Origin of the sequence: Yinghuangia sp. YIM S09857 (genome assembly GCF_051388915.1) — a bacterium.
In the GTDB taxonomy this organism is placed as follows: domain Bacteria; phylum Actinomycetota; class Actinomycetes; order Streptomycetales; family Streptomycetaceae; genus Yinghuangia.
Window position 1 is genome coordinate 225311 of the sequence record NZ_JBPKBH010000014.1, and the last position, 4186, is coordinate 229496.

Below are 4186 nucleotides of genomic sequence, written 5' to 3' on the forward strand. Positions count from 1 at the left end.
CCTGGCCCGCCAGGCGCGCCCGTGCGGGCCCACCGAGATCCTGCTGGTCCGGCCGCGTACGGTGACGCTGCCCGTGCTCCCGGCCGGCCGCACGCACCACCTGGAGGGTCCGACCTCGGATACCGCCGAGGACGGCACACTGACGTTCCACTCGCTTCGCGAGTACGTGCTCGGCGACGACCTGCGCCAGGTGCACTGGCGCTCGTCGGCGCGTACCGGAACGCTCATGGTGCGCCGCATGATCGACGTCAGCCTGCCGACCACCAGCGTCGTGCTCGACACCGATGCCGACGCCTACCGCGACCCGCAGGCCTTCGAGACCGCCGTGGACGTCGCCGCGTCGGTCGCCGCGGCCGCCGCTCGCGACAACTTCCCCATCCGCATGGTGACCGGAGCGGGCCAACTCGCGCTGGTCGGCGGCCGGGACCTTGCCGCAGACCACGTGCTCGACCGGCTCTCGACGGTCTCGGCCGACACCCGCCACTCGCTCTCGGACGCCTTGGATGTCCTGGAGCGGCTGCGCGAGGGGGACACCCTCGTCGTGGTCACCGGCGCCGAGCGCGCGCTTCCCGCCGAGCGCCTGGCCCGCATGCGCGGTCGCTTCGACCGCATGCTCGTGGTGCGCACCGGCACGACCGGCGGCAGCGGTACGCCGCTCGGCGTTCCGCTTCTCACCGTCGACCGGCTCGACGACCTTGTCCCCGCATGGCGCAGAGAGGCGATGAGGTGAGTACGGCCACTCCGCCGACGGGCGCTCCACGACCGACCCGGGCCCGCTTCCGGCGGCCCGGCCCGAGTGGCTCCACCGGACGAAAGCCCGCCCCACCGACGCGTTCCGGGTCGGCCGCGCGCGAGGCACGCGTTCGGCGTCAGGCATCACTCGTCCCGGTCGCCGGGCTCGCGGCCCTCGCGGGCTTCGCGTACCACCGCGTGTTCGGCATGGGAGAACTCGCCGTGCCGGTGGCCGTGTCCGCGACGGCGCCGGTGCTCCTGGCGTTGCTCTGCTCGGGGACGGGCCCACCGGGCAAGCCGCGTCCGCTCGCCGTCTCACTGCTGTTGTCCGGCCTCGCGTGGTGCGTCGCCGTGACGGCCACGGTGTATCGCGATGACGCCACCGCGGGCTTCCTGCCTTCGGTGGGGCTGATGCGGAGCATCGGGTCGGACGTGCTCGACGCACCGCGCGGCATCCTGACCACCGTGCTGCCCGCGCCGTCCGGTTCGCATCTGATGGTCCTGGCGTCGGCCAGTGTCTGGCTCGCAGGGCTGGCGGGGGCCGAACTGGCGCTGCGGACCGACGTCCCCGTCCTCCCGGCGCTGCCCGGCCTCCTGCTTCTCACCGTCCCCGTGGTGCTCACCGCGGGTGCCCCGGGCGGCAACGTCATACTGGTCACCGTGACCGTGACCGCGGTGACAGTGCTGCTGGTGTGCCGCGCGCCCGGGCGTCGTTCGCCGTGGCACCTGCTGCTGCTCGGCGCCCCGTGGATCGCCGTCCTGGCGGTGATCGCGGGCTTCGCCGCCCCCCGCATGCCCGGGGTGGGCACACCACCGGACGTGCGCGCCCACGTGACTCCGCCGCCGCCGGTCCCACTCAACGCGGTGAACCCGCTCGACCGCGTCTCGGAGTGGCTTCTCGCGCCGGACCAACCGCTGTTCTCGGTCCGCGGCCCGGCGTCGCCGGACCGCTACTGGCGGCTCACGGTGCTCGACACCTTCGACGGCACGACCTGGTACCCGGTCGACCAACTGCGGCCGACCGGCGGCCGGGTGCCCGAGGCGGACCTGCGCACCGGCGCCACGACGCGCGCGGTCCAGGAGGTCACCCTGTCCGGTCTCGACGGAGTGTGGCTGCCTGCCGCCGACCGGCCGACGCGCGTGAACGCCCCCGACGACGTGGCCCTGGCCGTCGACCCGGACACCGGTGCACTGGCGACGGGTTCACTCCTCCAGCCCGGCACCCACTACGAGGTCGTCTCCAGCCTCCCCCATTACGACCCGGACCGCATCCAGCGGCTGCCGACCGTCGCGGACCCGGCGTACACCTCGCTGCCGGAACGCGACGCCGCGAACGAACCCATCGAGGCGGTCGAGGAGTTCCGGCGCATAGCGAACGAGGCGACCGCGGGCAGCCAGTTCCCGTACCAGCAGGCGCTGCGACTGGCCGACTGGCTGCGCAGCAAGCACCACTTCGACCGTGCGGCCGTTCCCGGCCACTCGTACTTCAATCTGCGGTTCTTCCTGGAGAAGAGCAAGGAGGGGACCTCCGAGCAGTTCGCCTCGGCCTTCGCGATCCTCGGCCGCACGCTCGGTTTGCCGACCCGTGTCGTGGTCGGGTTCTCACGGGGCAGCCAGCAGCCCGACGGCTCCTGGCGGGTGGACAGCGGGAACGTCGTGGCGTGGCCGGAAGTCCGGTTCGCCGAGGTCGGCTGGGTGCCGTTCTACCCGACTCCGGGTGAGGCGGGCCTGTCCGGGGCCCCGAAGAACAACCCCGACGCGGTTCCCGGCGGCCAACAGCCGAAACAGGTGGCTCCGGCACCGGTGCCGCCCGCGGCCGAGTCGCGTGCCGAGAAGGACGCGCAAATCGCCGACGCGGACCGCCCCACCACGTACGCCGTGTTCCCGGAGCCCGACGGGGACAGCGGAACGCCCGTATGGTGGTGGGCCGTCCCGGCTGCCGCGCTGCTGGCCTTGATGCTCACGTACGGCGGCGTCGCGGTTGCCGCTCCCGGCGTGGCCCGCCGACGCCGCGCCCAAGGTCCCCCAGCCGGGCGCGTGTTCGGCGCCTGGCACCAGATCACCGATCGGCTGACCGAGATCGGCATGCCGGGCAAGGGCGTTCTGACCGTGCGCGAGGTCGCGGCGTTCGGCGACGAGAACCTTCCCGATGAGGTGGGCGGGCAACTGTGGGACCTGGCCGATGTCGTCAACGACGTGGCCTACGGTGGGCGTCCGGCGGACACGCTCCAGGCGGACGCCGCGTGGCGGACGTGTGCGTCCGTGGAGGCCGCGGTCCGTGCCTCGGATCGGGCGCCGTCCCGCCGCGCCCGGTTCGCGCCCCGGCGGGTCGTCGGGCAACTGCGCAGGAAGGACCGCCTGTGACGGCCGACCGACCGCGCATACGTACCAGGAAGAAGGCATGACGGTGACAGTCGAAGGCGACAACCGCGGCGAGGAACCGGGTGCCGGACGACCTCCGACCGGTTCCGCCGTGCCCCGGCTCTACATTCCGGCGTGGTGGGAAGACGGCCCCACCGGGGCCCTCGACAGCGCCGCGCAACCGGGGACGTCGGCACCGGACCTGCTCAAGCGGCGGCCCGTTTCTCCGACGCCCGCCCCCCCGGTCCCCGTGCCGGCCGTCGATCCGCCGGTCACACCGCAGTGGACCCCGGCGGCTCCTCCGGTCGAGGCACATCTGCCTCCGCCGAGGAGCGACGACTTCGCCGCCCCCGATCAGATGGCCGGGGTGTTCGCGCCAGACTGGGACCCGGAACTTGACGGGCGTGCCGCCGCAGTCGGCCACGCCGCCGAAAACTCCTCCCCTGAGGGGCTGTTCGGGGAATGGACGCTCGAAGAGACGGAGGAGAACTACTCCTTCGTACCGCCGAAACGCCGGCCGTGGCTGCCGATGGCCTTGGTCGGTGTCGCGGTCCTCGCCCTCGTGGGGGTCGGCGTGGTCGTGCTGACGTCCGGCGACAAGAAGAAGGCCGCGCCGCCGCCGGCGAGCAACTCCCCACTGCCGGCCACCGCGCTACCCCCCGACCAGTCGGCCGCCTTCCGAGCGACCCACGTCACGCTGGCCTCCCACGAAGGACGGCTCCAGGTCACCTGGGACGCCCCTTCGAACACCCAGGGCCTGTCAGGGTACATCGTGGTCTCGCAGACGCAGGGCGGCGAACTCATCGAGCACATCCTCGCGGAGAAGGACCAGCACCAGGTCGTGTTCACCGGTCCGGCCGCGGCCGCCGGCGTCTGTGCAGTCGTGACCACGCTGATCGACGACCAACCGGCCATGAAACTGGCCCGGGGAGACGCGGTGTGCACGACCCCGGGGCCCCCGGTCGCAAGTCAGTCCGTGAGTCCCTCCACGACACCGACGGGCGGTTCGGCACCGTCGGCGTCCGGGAGCACCTCCCCGCCGGCGTCCGAGGAGGAGTGAACGGCTTACCCGGGCGCGGGGGGCGGCGGGGGG

3 protein-coding genes are annotated in these 4186 nt (G+C 73.1%); all 3 read left to right on the plus strand.

What is annotated here, in order from left to right; translation table 11 throughout:
- The coding region (locus ACRX5S_RS27505) for a DUF58 domain-containing protein (RefSeq protein WP_436775792.1) at window positions 1-730 on the plus strand (730 nt) is incomplete at its 5' end.
- On the plus strand, window positions 706-3096 hold the full coding sequence (locus tag ACRX5S_RS27510) for a DUF3488 and transglutaminase-like domain-containing protein (protein WP_436775793.1): 2391 nt from the start codon (window positions 706-708) through the stop codon (window positions 3094-3096). The genes ACRX5S_RS27505 and ACRX5S_RS27510, both read left to right, overlap by 25 nt.
- Window positions 3097-3133: 37 nt before the next feature.
- Window positions 3134-4153: a hypothetical protein gene (locus ACRX5S_RS27515; protein WP_436775794.1), complete on the plus strand. Its 1020-nt coding sequence runs from the start codon at window positions 3134-3136 to the stop codon at window positions 4151-4153.
- Window positions 4154-4186: the final 33 nt, after the last annotated feature.

Coding starts and splice junctions, on each gene's coding strand:
- ACRX5S_RS27515 (WP_436775794.1), top strand. CDS start 3,134: ATGACGGTGACAGTCGAAGGCGACAACCGCGGCGAGGAACCGGGTGCC.
- ACRX5S_RS27510 (WP_436775793.1), top strand. CDS start 706: ATGGCGCAGAGAGGCGATGAGGTGAGTACGGCCACTCCGCCGACGGGC.